15 protein-coding genes are annotated in these 15959 nt (G+C 51.7%); 8 read left to right on the top strand and 7 right to left on the bottom strand.

The genetic code is table 11. The features are described from left to right. Positions 1–8: 8 nt before the first annotated feature. Positions 9–986, top strand: coding sequence for a protein translocase subunit SecF (secF, locus tag AB8615_RS04615; protein ID WP_409433755.1), 978 nt, complete (start codon positions 9–11; stop codon positions 984–986). Here secF and AB8615_RS04620 read toward each other — a convergent pair. From AB8615_RS04620 to AB8615_RS04630, 3 genes are read right to left on the bottom strand one after another with little or no spacing between them, the layout of a single operon-like run. Then, positions 983–1264: a S24 family peptidase gene (locus tag AB8615_RS04620; protein ID WP_409433756.1), complete on the bottom strand. Its 282-nt coding sequence runs from the start codon at positions 1262–1264 to the stop codon at positions 983–985. The genes secF and AB8615_RS04620 overlap by 4 nt on opposite strands. A gap of 3 nt (positions 1265–1267) precedes the next feature. After that, the gene (gene sodN, locus AB8615_RS04625) at positions 1268–1759 is read right to left on the bottom strand and encodes a superoxide dismutase, Ni (RefSeq protein WP_409433757.1); all 492 of its coding nucleotides are present in this window, start codon (positions 1757–1759) and stop codon (positions 1268–1270) included. An 11-nt stretch (positions 1760–1770) separates the two neighbouring features. Continuing rightward, the gene (locus AB8615_RS04630) at positions 1771–1974 is read right to left on the bottom strand and encodes a hypothetical protein (protein WP_409433758.1); all 204 of its coding nucleotides are present in this window, start codon (positions 1972–1974) and stop codon (positions 1771–1773) included. Positions 1975–2085: 111 nt separating this feature from the next. Here AB8615_RS04630 and AB8615_RS04635 point away from each other — a divergent pair, with 111 nt between their 5' ends. Together AB8615_RS04635 and AB8615_RS04640 are read left to right on the top strand one after the other, a co-directional pair. Beyond that, positions 2086–2844: a phytoene/squalene synthase family protein gene (locus tag AB8615_RS04635; RefSeq protein WP_409433759.1), complete on the top strand. Its 759-nt coding sequence runs from the start codon at positions 2086–2088 to the stop codon at positions 2842–2844. Between the two features lie 13 nt (positions 2845–2857). Continuing rightward, complete coding sequence (locus AB8615_RS04640) at positions 2858–4612, top strand: DUF4153 domain-containing protein (protein WP_409433760.1); 1755 nt, start codon at positions 2858–2860, stop codon at positions 4610–4612. Here AB8615_RS04640 and trmFO read toward each other — a convergent pair. Next, the gene (gene trmFO, locus AB8615_RS04645) at positions 4609–5997 is read right to left on the bottom strand and encodes a methylenetetrahydrofolate--tRNA-(uracil(54)-C(5))-methyltransferase (FADH(2)-oxidizing) TrmFO (RefSeq protein ID WP_409433761.1); all 1389 of its coding nucleotides are present in this window, start codon (positions 5995–5997) and stop codon (positions 4609–4611) included. The genes AB8615_RS04640 and trmFO overlap by 4 nt on opposite strands. 101 nt (positions 5998–6098) lie before the next feature. Here trmFO and AB8615_RS04650 point away from each other — a divergent pair, with 101 nt between their 5' ends. Beyond that, positions 6099–7058: a hypothetical protein gene (locus tag AB8615_RS04650; protein ID WP_409433762.1), complete on the top strand. Its 960-nt coding sequence runs from the start codon at positions 6099–6101 to the stop codon at positions 7056–7058. A 64-nt stretch (positions 7059–7122) separates the two neighbouring features. On the opposite strand, the gene ssb is transcribed toward AB8615_RS04650, so the two are convergent. Further along, positions 7123–7638, bottom strand: a complete 516-nt coding sequence (ssb, locus tag AB8615_RS04655) for a single-stranded DNA-binding protein (protein WP_418152831.1) — start codon at positions 7636–7638, stop codon at positions 7123–7125. Between the two features lie 162 nt (positions 7639–7800). Between ssb and uvrA the strand changes: the two genes are divergently transcribed. Further along, positions 7801–10653 carry an excinuclease ABC subunit UvrA gene (gene uvrA, locus AB8615_RS04660; protein ID WP_409433764.1) on the top strand — a complete coding sequence of 951 codons (2853 nt, stop codon included), beginning with the start codon at positions 7801–7803 and terminating at the stop codon, positions 10651–10653. A gap of 3 nt (positions 10654–10656) precedes the next feature. Here the strand turns inward: uvrA and AB8615_RS04665 are convergent, their stop codons facing one another. Beyond that, on the bottom strand, positions 10657–11760 hold the full coding sequence (locus AB8615_RS04665) for a TonB family protein (protein ID WP_409433765.1): 1104 nt from the start codon (positions 11758–11760) through the stop codon (positions 10657–10659). Positions 11761–11989: 229 nt separating this feature from the next. Here AB8615_RS04665 and AB8615_RS04670 point away from each other — a divergent pair, with 229 nt between their 5' ends. From AB8615_RS04670 to AB8615_RS04680, 3 genes are all read left to right on the top strand, one after another. Next, a complete protein-coding gene (locus AB8615_RS04670; RefSeq protein ID WP_409434131.1) occupies positions 11990–12847 on the top strand; it encodes an RnfABCDGE type electron transport complex subunit D in 858 nt (285 codons plus the stop codon). Continuing rightward, positions 12822–14225 carry a DUF2330 domain-containing protein gene (locus AB8615_RS04675; RefSeq protein ID WP_409433766.1) on the top strand — a complete coding sequence of 468 codons (1404 nt, stop codon included), beginning with the start codon at positions 12822–12824 and terminating at the stop codon, positions 14223–14225. Before AB8615_RS04670 ends, AB8615_RS04675 begins: the two co-directional genes overlap by 26 nt. Positions 14226–14322: 97 nt before the next feature. After that, positions 14323–15396, top strand: coding sequence for a TadE/TadG family type IV pilus assembly protein (locus tag AB8615_RS04680; RefSeq protein WP_409433767.1), 1074 nt, complete (start codon positions 14323–14325; stop codon positions 15394–15396). Here the strand turns inward: AB8615_RS04680 and AB8615_RS04685 are convergent. Further along, entirely contained in the window at positions 15393–15941 is a 549-nt protein-coding gene (locus tag AB8615_RS04685; protein WP_409433768.1) for a superoxide dismutase family protein, read from the bottom strand. The two genes, AB8615_RS04680 and AB8615_RS04685, sit on opposite strands and share 4 nt — an antisense overlap. Positions 15942–15959 lie beyond the last annotated feature (18 nt).

Raw genomic sequence — 15959 nt, forward strand, 5'->3', positions numbered from 1 at the left:
ATAGACCCATGAAAGATATTTCACTCGTTCGGTTCCTGCCCAAAGAACCTAAAGTCCCGTTTATTAATCTGCGCATGTTTGCGGCGGCTTTGTCCGTTTTAGCGATACTTGCGTCGATCTATCTCTTCTCAACGCGCGGCCTGAATTACGGGATCGACTTTACAGGCGGCACGGTAATCGAGCTTGATTTCGGTGAGGAGCCTCGTCCAGATGATATTCGTTCTACGCTCGCAGATCTCGGCTATGCAGGCGGCACTGTGCAAAACATCGCGCCCCCCAAGTCTGAGAATAAAAGCTATGATTTCGTCCGTGTCGGCATCCCGCTGCAGCCAGAAACTGGCGACGCAGGGGCAACTGCGCAACAAGACGCGCTCAAAGCCGTCGAAGCAGGTCTTGCCGAACAAGTCGGGCCTTACAAGATTTACTCCCAAGATGTGGTTGGTTCTAAAGTGTCTGGTGAATTGCGGACGAAGGGGGCATTGGCCGTCGGGCTGGCGCTACTCGCCGTGCTGGCATATATCTGGTTCCGCTTTGAATGGCAGTTCGGCTTGGGTGCCGTTATGGCTCTATTCCATGACGTGATTTTGACGATCGGTGTGTTTAGCCTGACGCAAATTGAGTTTAACCTCTCCATCATCGCGGCCATCCTGACCATTGTGGGGTACTCGCTTAACGATACAGTGATTGTGTATGATCGAATCCGTGAAAATTTACGGAAGTTCAAGAAAATGCCTTTGCCCGAAGTCCTCAACCTGTCGATCAATGATACGCTATCAAGGACGATTTTGACGTCTATGACAACTTTGCTGGCGCTAGTTTCGCTCTATATTTTGGGTGGCTCAGGTTTGCGCGGCTTCTCATTCGCGATGATTTGGGGTGTGTTTGTCGGGACGTACTCCTCGATTTTCGTCGCATCGCCACTCCTGATGCTGCTGAAACTCAAGCGCGGTGTGAACACGGGCAATGCGGAAGCGGCCGAAGCCTAGATGCGCCTGACGCCTTTGGGTGTAATCGCGAGCCACGCGACGCGCTTGACTTGCGCAGCAGAGACTTGCCCAGATGACCCTTCGGAGTTATCGCTTACGTAGCTGATAAGATCGCCTTCAAGACGGGTGGCACGTTTGACGATTAAACCGTGCCGCTCATGTTCAATCACATAAATAAGCCCCGCTCGGATAAAGCGAGGCTTTTTTGTTAGGACATAATCACCCGGCATCAAAGTCGGCACCATGGAGGTGCCTTTCACTTTGATCAGGCGAAACATGCGCTAAAGCGCAGGTTCGACGACTTCAACATTTGGGGCGTAAGGCGTCGTGACTTTCTTTGTCTTCACACCCTTCATGTCCCAGAACATTTCTGCAAAATCATTACATAGCGCGACAAGCTTTTCGCCGTCTTCGCGGTGCAGGTCTTGCTTACAGGCGGAACCTGCGAGCATGATTTTATGTGCGAGTTCGTGGGCGCCGGGATGCTTTTTCAAATGATCGCCCTTCATGAAGTCACCCCAGATGATCCGGGTCTGATGCTTCACGTTTTCAGCCATTTCTTCTTTCTTGGCTGTATTGCGCGCGACCTGCATGGCAAAGGCTGTGTCGGACAAATCTTTGTCTTTCAGGCTTAGCAGAATATCGATCTGACGCAGAGTTGAAACGGCATAATACGTTACGATGCGCGCGTCATAAATGCCGCATGGAATGTCGCAATGTGCAGACGCACTGTCGATGTGAGAGTCAAAATTCGAGAGAATTGAGTGTAGCATTGAGGTAACTCCTATGCTTTTTTACGAAAAAGAAAGACAGCGACTGATCCGACAGCGATAATGCCAGCGATTGAGAGCAGACCGTGAACTGGGCTGGACATCCAATGCGCGAGGTGCGCAAAAAAGCCGTCTGTATGTGCGCTACCATGCGCGAAGGCTGGCGTGGCGGCGCCAAAGGCGATGATCGCCGCAGCTGAAGTAATACGTTTTTTCATGGGAAGTCCTCTCTAGGGTGGTTATTCAATATCTTTCGGCTTAATCATTGAACCGAATACGTGCAAGGCACGTCACATTATATATACGTAGAAAGCGCCGTTTCGTTCAAAATGCTTGAAACTTCCGTGATAGACACGCTGAAATCCGTCGACCCAGATCGTGTGCGGGCGGCAATGTTGGCCGAAGCCCAGCCGCGAGAGGCGTTGTTGACGCTCTACGCGTTTCACTATGAACTCGCGAAAATCCCAGAACTCGTCAGTGAGCCTATGGTCGGCGCGATCCGTTATCAATGGTGGCGCGACGCGATTGACGAGATGTATCTGGGCAAGCCTGTCCGTCGCCACGAAGTCACGACGCCGCTTGCAGAGGTGATCAAACGCTATGACCTGCCGCGATTTTGGGTAGATAAACTGATCGACGGGCGAGAGCGCGATATTGATCCGCGCCCTTTCAAAGACCTGACAGAGGCGCGCGAATATTGCGCGCAGACTTCTGGTACTCTTGCGAGACTTGCTGCCATGATCTGTGAAGCAGAAAAGAGCGAGACGGCGCAGGCACTAGGGGTCGCGTGGGGTCTGACGGGATTACTACGTGGGTGGTCATTTTACAAAGACAGCATGCTCAAAGATATTGATCCTGCTGCTTTGTCTGCCGAGGGGCAATCGGCTTATGTATCGGCTCGCGACAGGGTGGGCGCAATATCACCTGCCTTGATGCCCGCTATCGCATATTGCGCGCTTATCCCAGGTTTCCAAAAACGCCATGAAATGACCGCAGACACAGCAAATTCTCCTCGCAATTACACGGCACTCGCCAAAAAGACACGTTTGCTCCTCACAGCCATGAGGGGTAGGCTACCACACATGTAATAAGGGCTTGAATATGACAGAAACAAAAAAACGCTGGTTTCAACGCATGCCAGATTTAGGCAATGTGATCACACGCTTCCCTGCGGTGACAGCAATCATGGCTGTGTTCTCTGGCATATTTGTTTATTTTGGCGACCGTGTTGGGTCATATGACCCATTGGGCCTGGCAATGATCGGCTTGGTTATTGCGGCCTATATCGGCGTTTTCATAACTGTTGCGCGAGAAGCGAAGGGACGGTCAAACCTCTGGCCAGTGCAGATTGTTATCGCCGTCGCGTTCTTCGCTTTGGGATGGTTTTCAGAAGAACTCCGTATCAACCTCGCTATGGCGATAGGCGCCGTTTTATTGGCGCTCGGCAACGCAATTCTGTGGCGGCAGACGCGTAACGATACACATTTATGGGACTTTACGCATAAAATCTGGACAGGCGCGGCCTTCGCGACGTTAGGTTCCATCCTGTTTACGCTAGGCATTTTCGCCATTCTCGCCGCACTGAAATCTCTGTTTGGTTTGCGAATTGATGATCTAGCAGAGCATATTTTATTTCCGATAGGGCTAGCGTTTCTTGCGCCGCTCTATTGGCTCTCAACCGTGCCAGGGGTGGATGAACCCTATCAAGACCTCTATGATAATCCAGGATTTGTATCTAAGGCTGTGTCGTTTCTCGGCACATGGATTTTATCGCCGCTCACCCTGATCTACGCCCTGATCCTGTTGGCCTATGCCGTCAAGATTGCTCTAGCAGGGGAGTTGCCTAAAGGAGAGATTGCAGGGCTGACATTGCCGTTTTTACTGATTGGCACTCTTACATGGCTGCTATTGGAACCGCCATTCGTGCGGGCGAAGTTTTTGGCAAACCTGTTCCGAAAGCTCTGGTGGCCGATCTCGATTCCCGCAGCGATTATGCTGGCAATTTCCGTTTTCGTGCGTATCCGAGAGTATGGATATACAGAAGAGCGGTTTGCCTTGACCCTCGCAATCGTGTGGGCGCTCGCCATCGCGGGGTGGTTTACCTTCGCGCCCAAAGATAAACGCGATATTCGCTATATTCCAGGCTTTGCGGCTGTTTTGCTTCTCCTCGGCACTTTTGTGGCACAGCCATTATCTGTGACAAATCAGTCGATGCGCCTCAAAGGCTATTTGGCAGAGCTGACGCCCATGGCGGAGAAGGATTTGGATATTGCGCGTAAAACCAAAGGTGCAATGCAATATCTCTGGGGCAAAAAGGCGAAAGATCGTGTGCGTGAGCTAACGCGAGACACGGGGCTCACGGTGGCAGAGGACGCCACGCTCAATGACATGCTGGAAGCGTTGACGATTAAGGATGTCAGAATTCCTTACCGATACGAAACGCTGGAGAATGAGCAATATACGTTTAATCGCCGTGATGAACCGCTCAATATCTCGGGATACGATATAATTTACGATAGAGATTGGGTCAGTTTTGATGGCAGAGATAGAAAGCGCAACCCCTATGAACTCGCCACAATCCAAGGCATCGATGTTACAACCGATGGCAAACAACTCGTGTTTACAAAGGACGGTACGGTCATTGGGAAATATGCTCTCGCTGAGTTCGTTATGTCAGCCGATGTTGAGTTGGACGTGCTCAAAATATCTCGCGACCCTGTCTTACTATTTGAGGATGAGGATGTGCGCATCGCCATGGTCGTGACGCAAGCAAAGCGGTGGAAAGAGAAAAGAGAAGGCGAGTTGGTGCCTTATAGCAATATCGAGTTTAATCTTCTCAGCGCGAACAAGCGCTAGGCCCAAGCCCGAATATCCCGTAAAGCGCGTTTCGCTAACAGACCCTTGCGGAAGCGTGTTTTGTCTTTCCCGCGCAGACGTTTGCCTTGCACACGCGGATAGGTAATGTCTTCCTCAAGTGGCGGAAAGAGGCCGAAATTGACATTCATCGGTTGGAAAGTTGCCTTTGGCCCGCTCATAAATCCACCTGTGACGTGTTCGACCAAAGCCCCCAAAGCTGTCGTTAGCGGTGGAGCTTCTTGCATTTGCCCAAGCGCTTGCATTGCCGCCATACGGCCCGTGATCAGGCCGAGGGCGGCGCTTTCAATATAACCTTCGACGCCCATAATCTGCCCTGCAAAACGAAGATCGGGACGCGAGGTAAGTTGCAACTGTTTGTTCAACAGTTTCGGTGAATTGATAAAGGTATTGCGGTGAATGCCGCCAAGCCGTGCAAAGACTGCGTTCTCTAGCCCCGGTATTGTTTTGAAAATTTCCGCCTGTGCGCCGTATTTCATCTTTGTCTGAAATCCGACCATATTATAGAGCGTGCCGAGCGCGTTATCTTGGCGCAGTTGCACAATCGCATGGGCTTTCACGGTTGGGTTATGTGGATTGGTTAAGCCGACAGGCTTCATTGGACCCCACCGCAAGGTTTCCGCGCCGCGCTCCGCCATTACCTCAATCGGGAGGCAGCTCTCAAAATAGGGTGTGTCTTTTTCAAAGTCTTTAAATTCCGTTTTTTCTGACGCAATCAACGCATCGATAAAGGCGCGATATTGGTCCTTGTCCAACGGGCAGTTGATATAGTCCGCGCCGTCGCCGCCAGGGCCTTTTTTATCATAGCGCGACTGCATCCAAGCAATGTCAAAATCAATACTGTCCTTGTAAACGATCGGGGCAATGGCATCGAAAAAAGCAAGGCTGTCTTCGCCTGTCTCTGCCAAAATCGCTTGCGCGAGCGACGGTGCGGTGAGGGGGCCAGTGGCGATAATCGTATTGCCCCATTCTCGCGGCGGCAGGCCTTTGACCTCGCCGTATTCGACGGTCACCAGCGGGTGCTGTTGCAAGATCATGGTGACGGCCTCGGAGAACTGATCGCGGTCAACCGCAAGCGCGCCGCCCGCGGGCAGTTTCGTCATATCGCCCATTCCAAGGATCAGGGAATTTGAGAGGCGCATTTCCTCATGCAGCACGCCCACGGCATTGCCATATTTGTCATCTGAACGGAAAGAATTGGAGCAAACAAGCTCTGCAAAGCCACCTGTTTCGTGCGCGTCCGTCATACGGTGTGGTCGCATTTCATGGAGGATCACAGGCACACCGCGCGAGACGCATTGCCAAGCCGCCTCTGACCCCGCCATGCCAGCGCCGATTATGTGAACAGGTTTGATGTCTTTGGTCATGCGCGTCGATCTAGGGCATGGAGCAAATTTGTAAACCCGCCATTGCATCGACGTTGACAAGCGCGGCAATATTTCACAAGCCAAAAGACAAGGAGACTCTGATGGAAATCGCACCAAGGCCACGTAAATCAAACTTCGATTTTGGCGCGGCAGTCTCGCAGTTATTCACAACACCAGGTGGGGCAGGGTGGGCGCTCAAGCTAATTCTTAGCACAGGGGCCGTTTTGGGGCTTTGCTATGTTCTTGGCATGTATTTGATTGCGACACCGTATTTAGGGTTCGTTGAGAATATGGATCAATTAGACACAAATCCAGAGGCGGTGTTATCCGGTTTTGGCGCGATGGCGCCTGGATATTTGCTGATGACGTTCGGCGCGCTATTGACTTTGGTAATGGGCGAAACGGCACTGCACTGTGCTGTGCTTCGCCAAGAGGATACACCCGGTATTCCGCTGCGCTTTGGTCGGGATGAACTACGAGTTTTTGGGGCGTCGCTTGGGGTTTGGGTGTTTGCGTTCGTAGCGTTTTTCGTAATCGTGTTGATCGGGGGGCTCTTCGGCGCAGCTCTAACGACCGTAGTGCCTGAGCTGGGCGTCGCGATTGTTATCATAGCCTATTTGGTGGGAACTATCGCTTGGCCATTTTTTGCAGTCCGCCTTTCGCCCGCTGCTGCGCTGACGGTTTATAATGAGAAAGCGCATTTGCTTGCGGGACGTCACATTAGCAAAGACCGCTTTTGGAGCTTGTTCCTTGCCTTCCTCGCTGTCGGGTTTGGCGGCTATATCGTCAACTCGATCATCAGCATGATCGGTATGACGGCGCTGATCGGAGATAGCAGTGTCTTTCTAGCCTCGGGCGGCGAACTGGGCTCTGGTAGCGGAAAAGATATTGCCAGCACGTTGCGGGAGAAATTCTCCAACCCGCTCATTGTGATCCTCGCCATCATTGGCGCTTTTATTTACAGCTGTGCCGTCGCGACGTGGTTGCTGACCATGGCAGGTATCGGGACGTATGCGGTAAAGTGGTGGGCTGACGATGACGCGGCTTCGCCTTTTGATTAACGCCAATAACCGCGCATAAAAAAGGGGCCGATTGGCCCCCTAAATATTGGTTTGTGACGTAAGCCTAAAACGGGATTTCATCATCTAGGTCAAAATTATCGGCTGGACCTTCCATGGCAGAGGCTGAGCGAGAGCCGCCTCCGCGATTGCCTTGGTCCATATTGCCGTAGCCGCCGCCGTCTTGATTATAGCCGCCTCCGCCGCCACGATTTCCACCGCCTTGACCGCCAGCGCTATCAAGCATGGTCAAATTCATACCTGGTCCCTGCAAGACGATCTCGGTCGTATATTTATCATTGCCGTCGCGGTCTTGCCATTTGCGAGTCTGGAGCTTGCCTTCGATGTAGAGCTTGGAGCCTTTTTTGACGTAGCGTTCAATGACGCCGACGAGGCCTTCACCAAAGACAGCGACGCGGTGCCACTCTGTTTTCTCTTTTTTCTCGCCCGATTGCTTATCGCGCCAGCTTTCTGACGTGGCGAGGGACAGGTTTGCGACCTTGCCACCATTGCCGAATGTGCGGATTTCGGGATCATTGCCGACATTCCCGACCAGAATTACCTTGTTGACTGAGCCAGCCATAATTCACCTCTTGACCAATTTGTTCTTTATATGTTCTATTCTACTCACAGCGCAGATGCAAGTGCGAGTCTCACCCACTTGTTTTGAGGGGGAGGCGTCCTAAGTCCATCGCATTGCGTAAGTAAGTCAGAGCTTTTCCACACTTCTTTGGGTTTCCCCTTCATGGCCATGTTAAAAAATATCGAAGTTCGCGGCGCACGTGAGCATAATCTCAAAGGCGTCAATGTCGATTTGCCGCGCGATAAGCTGATCGTGATTACGGGTTTGTCGGGGTCGGGGAAGTCATCGCTGGCTTTTGATACGATTTATGCGGAGGGGCAGCGCCGTTATGTCGAGAGTTTGTCAGCCTATGCGCGTCAGTTCTTAGAGCTGCAGAGCAAGCCTGATGTCGATAGCATTGAAGGGCTGTCGCCCGCGATTTCGATTGAACAGAAAACCACATCCAAGAACCCGCGCTCGACTGTGGGCACTGTGACAGAGATTTACGACTACATGCGCCTGCTATGGGCGCGAGTCGGAATTCCTTATTCCCCCACCACGGGGCTGCCTATCACCAGCCAGACCGTTAGCCAGATGGTTGACAAAGTCATGGCACTGCCCGCCGATACTAAGCTTTATATCCTCGCGCCTGTCGTGCGAGGCCGCAAAGGGGAGTTCAAAAAAGACTTCGCCGATTATATGAAGCAGGGCTTCCAACGCGCCAAGATCAATGGCGAGATTGTGCGGATCGAAGACGCGCCGGATTTGGATAAGAAATATAAGCACGACATCGATGTTGTCATTGATCGCGTCGTCGTGCGCGAAGGGCTAGAAACGCGCTTGGCGGAGAGTATCGAGCAAGCTTTGCGTCTGGCGGACGGCCTCGCTGTTGCGGAAAATGCGGACACACAAGAGCGCATGTTGTTCTCCGAGAAGTTCGCTTGCCCTGTTTCTGGCTTCACGATCAGCGAGATCGAGCCGCGGCTATTCTCATTCAACAACCCGCACGGTGCATGTCCTGTCTGTGACGGGTTGGGCAAGGAGCTGAAATTCGATCCAAATCTCGTGATCCCTGACGATAGCCGCTCGCTCGCGGGCGGGGCGATTGCGGCATGGCCCAATAAAACTAGCGGGCTTTACATGCAGACGATCAAAGCTCTGTCCAAGCATTACGGCTTTAAGGTCGATATGCCATTTGCGGAGTTGTCCGAAGGCGCGCAGAATGTCGTGCTTTACGGCACAGGCGGGCAAGCGATTGATTTTGTTTATCAAGATGACAAGCGCACTTATAAAACCAAGAAACCCTTTGAAGGCGTGATACCCAATCTTGAGCGTCGCTACCGCGAGACGGAAAGCACGTGGATGCGCGAGGAATTGGCGAAATATATGTCGGATGCGCAGTGCGATACGTGTGAAGGCAAACGTCTTCGCCCCGAAGCGCTTTGCGTCCGCGTCGCCGATATGGACATTTCAGTCACGGGTGAGATGAGCATCCGCGACGCACTTGCTCGGTTTGAAACGCTGGACGGTGAGCTAACGGAACAGCAAATGGAAATCGCTGTTCGTATTCTAAAAGAGATCAAAGATCGCTTACGTTTCCTTAATGCAGTGGGCTTGGACTACCTGACGCTGGGGCGAGGTTCGGGTTCGCTCTCAGGTGGGGAAAGCCAGCGTATTCGACTGGCGTCACAGATCGGGTCTGGCCTGACGGGCGTGCTATATGTCCTCGATGAACCGTCGATTGGTCTGCATCAGCGGGACAATGCCCGATTGTTGGAGACCTTGGAAAACCTGCGCGACCTTGGCAACACTGTAATCGTCGTTGAGCATGACGAAGACGCGATCCTCACCGCAGATTACGTTGTCGATATGGGCCCCAAAGCGGGCGTCCACGGCGGCGAAGTCGTGGCAAGCGGGACGCCTGATAAAATCAAGAAAACGAAGAAATCTTTGACCGGGCAATACCTCACGGGCAAAAAAGAAATCGCAGTTCCCAAAATTCGTCGTGAGAAAACAGGCAAAGTTTTGACTGTCAAAGGCGCGCGCGGCAATAACTTGCAAAATGTCACAGCAGAGTTTCCGCTCGGCCTTATGACCTGTGTGACAGGCGTATCGGGCGGCGGGAAATCAACACTGACGATTGAGACGCTTTACAAAGGCGTCGCACGGCGCATCAACAAATCCACCGTGCAGCCTATGGCCCATGATAGTATTGAAGGCATCGAGCATTTGGACAAGGTCATCGATATTGACCAAAGCCCGATTGGGCGCACCCCGCGCTCTAACCCCGCGACCTATACGGGCGCTTTTACGCCCATCCGTGATTGGTTTGCAGGACTGCCAGAGGCGAAAACGCGCGGCTACAAACCTGGACGATTTAGTTTTAACGTCAAAGGCGGACGTTGCGAAGCTTGCCAAGGCGGGGGAGTAATCAAGATTGAAATGCACTTCCTTCCAGACGTCTATGTGACCTGCGACGTATGCAACGGCGCACGTTATAACCGCGAGACGCTAGAGATTAAATTCAAAGGTAAGTCGATCGCAGATGTCCTCGCTATGACGGTCGATGAGGGCGCTGACTTCTTTAAAGCTGTCCCGACGATCCGCGATAAAATGGTGACGCTACAACGTGTTGGGCTGGGGTATCTGAAAGTCGGGCAGCAAGCGACAACGCTATCTGGCGGCGAGGCGCAACGGGTGAAACTCGCCAAAGAACTGGCCAAGCGCGCAACAGGGCGGACGCTCTATATTTTAGATGAACCGACAACGGGTTTGCACTTTGAGGATGTCAATAAGCTACTAACCGTGCTGAACGAGTTGGTGGGCAACGGCAATACGATGGTGATTATCGAGCATAACCTCGATGTCGTCAAAACCGCCGATTGGGTAATCGACATCGGTCCCGAAGGCGGAGATGGTGGCGGCGAAATCGTAGCTGTCGGTACACCGGAAGACGTTGCAAAAGTCAAAGCCAGTTGGACAGGTCGCTACCTCAAACCAATGCTGGCGAAGCATAAAAGCCGCAAAACGGCCTAGCGTTTAAAATATCATATCACCATTATTGTCTGTGAGCATGTAGCGAAGGGTGACAATTAAATCTTCGCGATCACTGTCGGTTTCATCCGCGGTGCGCGGCGTATATTGCCATTTTTCAATCGCTTTTAAGGACGACGAGTCATAAATATCTTTAGGCCAAGATACTAAAATCTGTGTGTTAGTTGGCTTACCCGCATCGTCGAGGTCAAATTGAACAATCGAATAGCCTGATGTGTAGGCTTTACGCGGCATTTTCGGCGCTTCTCGTTTTACAGGCTTCAGCGACTCATTGCGGTCTTTGTCATAAGGCCAGCACTTGCACAGACCTTGTTGTTCGGCCTCCGCCAATTTGCCCTCATCTTTGAGACGACTCCGCATATGCGACCAGCGCCCCAAAGCTCTGGCGGCAATCGGGTGATCTTCTGGCGCAACCCCGTCAATCGCTTCCATGACTTTTTGGTAGCTCAGCGCGGCTTCGACCGTTTCGTCTTCGGCTTCCATGCCGTAACCCGCATAAAGATTGGCGAGAATTGGGTAAGCGGACACGATGTCGTCACTGGCAGCCTCAAAAGCCGCCAACGCTCCCTTTGCATATTTTTTCGTTTGTCGGTGATTGCCTTTACGCGCGTGATATTGCGACATCAGCGTCATGGCTTCGCCGTATAATGTTGTCTCTGTCAGCGCATTTTCGTCAGCATATTTCACGACATTTTTTGCCGCCTTGTAAGAATCGCTGAATTTTTCATCGAAGGCATAGAGTGTGGCTTTGGCGACACCGCGTTGAATGAAAATGTCGCCAGCCTGATCACCATATCCCGCCACCAATTCCATACTGCGGTCATAGGCTTCGTATTGGGCTTTGCGATATTTCTTACTTTTGATGTCAGCAAAGTTTTGCGCCAAGTCGCCTGTAGTTTTGCTGTCGCCCATCAATTCTTCAGCTTTTTGCCAAGCCTCATAAGCGTATTGGGCGGCGAGGGCGGCATCACCGGCTTCAAACGCTGCACGATATTGCTTATAGGGTTTTAAGACCTCTGGCGGGGTTTTCGCAAAGGCAGGACTGACCAAGCAGGTTGCTAAGGTAAGTCCAACAAAAAATCGTTTCATATCTCTTCCCCCAAACACAATGCTTTTACCCGTATAACTATCACCAACCTTATTCAAGGGGAGGTTGTGTCGCTTTGAGTTGCCTTTCTCTCCAATTTGTAACGCGACAATCTGTCATTGCCATTTTTGCGCCTCACTTTCTTGTGATATGGTTACAACATAACACAAGGGTGATATTTTGCGGGCAACTTCCCCTCAGACACGAAAAGCGCCAAAACAAGTGACGCAAATGAAGGCGGGCTTTAGCTGGGGCAAAGCGCTGCTGGCAGATCCGCGGCATTACCAAATTGGTGTCCTAAGCTCTCTTATTTTGGTTGGTATTTTTGTCTACGCGTTTCAGCTCCCGTGGTGGCATGCGGCAGGGACGATTGGGTCGACGCTCGTTACGCAAGCGGTGGCTGATAAGATCGTCGGGCGCAGGTTTGATGCGCGCAGTCCTTTGATTTCTGCGCTGTCTCTCACACTTCTCTTGCGCACAGGATCAGTCACGCTGTCGATAGCGGCGGGCGTTATTGCTGTGGCTTCTAAATATCTCATTCGCTGGCGCGGGAAGCATATTTTCAATCCTGCAAACTTCGGCCTTGTGATTGTTAGCCTGCTTTTCGGTGCCGCTTGGATTTCCCCAGGGCAGTGGGGGGCGGCCCCGATCTTCGCGATAGCTTTGCTGGGCCTCGGCGGAATTGTGACAGGCAAAGCCAAGCGCTGGGATGTGTCGCTTGCGCTTCTGGGCAGCTATGCAACTCTGATTTTTGCGCGAGCCATTTGGCTCGGTGATCCGCTGTCCATTCCTGTGCATCAGATGCAAAGCGGAGCGTTGCTGATCTTTGCCTTCTTTATGATTTCTGATCCCAAGACGACACCCGATAGTCGTATGGGGCGTGTGTTTTATGCTATGCTCGTCGCGAGTATTGGCTTCACCATTCAATTTGGCCTTTACAATAGCGCAGGCATTATCCTCGCACTGATCTTGACCGCGCCGCTCATGCCGCTCTTTGACCGTTTCTTCCCCGCAGGCCGCTATCACTGGCCGCAATTCTTTCCCACCCCAACAGGAGTCTCCCATGACATTCAAACACCTGCTGAGTAGCGCCGTTGCGCTCTCCACATTCGCTGTCGCTGGTTCAGCCAATGCTTTTTGCGGATTTTATGTGGCAAAGGCCGACACAGACTTGTTCAACAAATCCTCCAAAGTCGCGATGGTGCGGGACGGGGACCGTACGGTCATCACGATGGCGAATGATTACATCGGCGACCCGACAGAATTTGCGATGGTTATCCCCGTGCCGACGGTGATTAAGAAAGAACAGGTACATATCTCTGACGCGTCTTTGTTAGATCATTTGGACGCCTACACGGCGCCGCGATTGGTAGAATATTTCGATGACAATCCGTGTAACCGCGTAATGTATGAAAAGATGATGCGGTCTAGCGGTCCAATGGTGGCGCCTGTAGCAGAGAGCGCGATGGAAGCAGATGCCCTCGGCGTGACAATCGAAGAGAGCTTCTCCGTCGGCGAGTATGACATCCTCATCCTCTCCGCCAAAGAGAGCGACGGCTTACAAAAATGGTTGTCGAGCAATGGTTATAAAGTCCCGAAAAAGGCTGAGCGAACTCTAGGAAGCTACATCAAACAAGACATGAAATTCTTTGTCGCAAAGGTGAATTTAGAAGAAAAAGCCAAACAGGGCGGCGAGATGTTGCGCCCGATTGCAGTCGCATTTGAGAGCCCGAAATTCATGCTGCCCATCCGCCTTGGCACCGTTAACGCAGACGGCGATCAGGATATGTTCGTCTACACGCTGACCAAGGGCGGGCAGGTGGAAACCACCAATTACCGCACGCAGAAAATCCCGAGTGACAAAGAGTTGCCGATCTTCATCAAAGACGAAGAGGTGTTCGGTGAGTTCTATAAAGACATGTATAAAACGGCGGCCAATCGCGAGGGCGGACATGGTGTGTTCATGGAGTATGCGTGGGACATGAATTGGTGCGACCCCTGTGCGGCCGATCCTCTCTCTGACGATCAGCTAAGAGAACTCGGCGTTTTCTGGCTGGATGATGTGAAGGGCCGTCCGCAAAAGCCCGGGCAGATGCCGCGCCGTCGCGTCATGCCGAGCCCGGCCAAAGACGTGTTCGTGACGCGCTTGCATGTCCGCTATGACGCGGAAAGCTTCCCAGAAGATTTGAAGTTTAAAACCACGGGCAATAAGCAGAATTTCCAAGGCCGCTACATCCTTCGCCACGCCTTTGACGGGGAGATGGAATGTCCCGAGGCTGCCGACTATAAGCGTGAAGTCAACAAGCGCAAAGAGACCGAAATCAAGACACTGGCAAACCTCACAGGCTGGGACACGAAATACATTCGCGCCAAGATCAAGGAAAGCGGCAAGGGGGAGATGTTTGATATAGACGAGCCTAAAAAAGACTATGACTGGTGGAATAAAATTTGGCCCGGCGATGACTAATTTCATCACTACCATTTAAGGTATTGCTAACCACAACGCTCAATTTGCTATTATCGCTTTTCTGCTAAATTTCACTCGTTATGAGTGGGAGTATATCATGGCGAAAGTGCCATTCAGAAGTTTTATAGCCGATAATAGCGGCAATGTTGCGATGATGTTCAGTGCCATGATGGTTGTTTTGGTTGGCGGAGTAGCTTTGGCGACTGATGCTTCTATGGCGTTCAAAACCCGCGAAAGCCTTACGAATATTGCCGACTCTGCCGCGCTGTCTGGTGCTTTCGTAGCGACGACAAACAAAGACGAACGTGAAGACATTGTACAAAAAACGATTGATTTTCACGTTTCTAATTTGGGCAGTCATCTTGATGTTGAAGACGCAATTATCAAATTTGACGATTCCGCCGATGAGGTCACAGTGACATTGCGGTCTAAGCAAAATACAACATTCGCAAAAGTCTTCGGGAAGAAGGACATCGCGGTTAAAGGGCAAAGCGTTGCGTCCTACGCTATGGAAGAGGTGAACCCTGTCTCCATGACTTTGGTGGTTGATATTTCAAGTTCTATGTCTGGATCGACATCTGACGGTCGTATCAAAATCGATGTTCTAAAAGATGCGACTGAAACGCTGTTCGACGCCATTGAAGATTCTGCGCCACGAAAAGATATTCTGAAAACCAAGATGCGCTCAGGCTTGACTGTTTACAGCAACGATATGGTGGATGCGCATACGGTACCTATGGCGTATGGCTGGAATAATGTTGAGTCTGAGGTAAAGAGTCTCGTCACTCTATATGGCACAAACTCGACCCTCGCGTTCAAAACGGCATATGACATGTTGACGAATGATCCTAACCAGCCAGCGGACCTCAAAGAATATATCGTCTTTATGACAGATGGGGCCAATAATAGCTCTCTTGAGAGCGACGCAACGCGAGCCCATTGCGAAGCGGCGAAGGCTGACGGAATAACGATCTTCTCAGTCGCGTTTGAAGCGCCAAGCGCGGGGGAGGCTCTGCTTCGGGATTGTGCGTCGTTGAATGATGGCGCCACTGATCCAGCGTCAGCGAAGACACAGTATTACTTCGATACGAATAACGCGGCCGAATTTGAAGCAGCTTTCAAAGCGATTGGCGAACAAATCGGTAAGTTGGAAACGCGGATTGTTCGCTAGTTAGCGCTAATGACAGCACAACCAATGCGTGCGCCTGCCGCGCCGCTAGGCTGGCTTTCATAATCATCGGCTTTCTCGTGAATGATGAGCGCTGTGCCGTCTCCATCTAGGAGAGGGGGCAGGCCGTGATCGCCATTAATTGACACGCGCTCATTGATGACAGTCATTTGGCCTGTCAGGTCGCCCATCACGTCAATATTCATCATATCGCCCGCATGTGGACCATTAGCCATTTTCGTGCCGTGTGCTGCATTTGTCGGATTATAATGCCCACCAGCAGAGGCGTAGTCTGGCCCTTCGCATTTCCCAGTTTCATGAAAATGCATCGCATGCGAACCTTCGCTAATACCGGTGACAGTGACCTTAACCTCAGTGCCGTCCGCACCAAGATCGCGTAAAGTTACCGTGCCGAGTTGGTTGCCTATCGTGCTGAGAATGGGTTGCTCAATCGTCATGGGAGAGTCGCTAGCTGTGTCTTGGGAGCTACAAGCCGATAGCGCCAAAATTGCGGTGAGTGTAAGGGATAGGGGTTTAACGTATGGCATAGCGATCTCCTGTTTGGG

It is taken from the genome of Litorimonas sp. RW-G-Af-16, assembly GCF_048319245.1.
GTDB lineage: Bacteria > Pseudomonadota > Alphaproteobacteria > Caulobacterales > Maricaulaceae > Litorimonas.